General features: G+C 73.2%; 2 protein-coding genes. One reads left to right on the top strand and one right to left on the bottom strand.

What is annotated here, in order from left to right:
* The coding region (locus tag FRW57_RS24235) for a hypothetical protein (protein WP_203230506.1) at positions 1 to 211 on the bottom strand (211 nt) is incomplete at its 3' end.
* 168 nt (positions 212 to 379) lie between these two features.
* Here FRW57_RS24235 and FRW57_RS22325 point away from each other — a divergent pair.
* Positions 380 to 787 (top strand): TraR/DksA family transcriptional regulator (locus FRW57_RS22325; protein WP_152187111.1); only part of this gene is annotated, 408 nt, incomplete at its 3' end.

Below are 787 nucleotides of genomic sequence, written 5' to 3'. Positions count from 1 at the left end.
CGACCCGGGCGCCGCCGCCGCGTGCGGCAAGGACCGGTTCGCCGCGCCCGTCGGGTACCGCCAATGGCCAGGCCGCAGGAGCCGGCGGGCCCGGTGGTGCGGTGCCGGTAACCGTCGAGGTGCTGCTGTCCGTCGGCGCGGTGCGGGTCCAATGGCCCGCCCGCGCCGCCGGCGGTGCGTCGTGCTGGTGCCACAGCTGGCTGAGTGCCATTGCCAGTGCCTCCCTTCGCCTGGTGGGCATCCCGTGTGCTGGACACCCCTCAGTATCGCTCAGAATCGAGAGAAAACCTATACTGAGCAGTAAAGATCATGGGTGGTGTTGCCGCCGACCAGAGCACCACCGAGACTGACGGACCCACAGGGTGTGAGGAGGGAACGGATGATGAGCGAGGCCATGGACACCGGTCCCGCGCCAGGAGGCGCGAACGCGGGCCTGCCCGCGCAGCTGCTGACGCAGCTGCGGTCCCGGCTGGAGGCCGACCGGGTGCGGTTGAGCGCGGAGGTCCGCGCGGCCGCCGGTGACCTGGACGGGTTGCTGCGCCAGACAGTGGCCGGTGAGGCGGCCGACGAGGCCGACGTCGGCGCGCACCTGGCCGGCCTGGAGCAGCAGGCCGGCCCGGGACGCAACGTCGAGGAGCTGCTGGAGCAGACCCTGGCGGCGCTGGACCGGATCGCCGAGGGCAGCTACGGCACCTGCGCGGGCTGCGGCGCGCCGATCGGGGCGGCCCGGCTGGAGGCGTTCCCCCGCGCCACCTTGTGCCTGCCCTGCCGGGTCAAGACCCCATCG

Source organism: Segeticoccus rhizosphaerae (assembly GCF_009192725.1).
Taxonomy (GTDB): Bacteria; Actinomycetota; Actinomycetes; order Actinomycetales; family Dermatophilaceae; genus Segeticoccus; species Segeticoccus rhizosphaerae.
The sequence above is the reverse complement of the archived record's forward strand: the minus strand, read 5'-3'. Positions and strand labels throughout refer to the sequence as shown.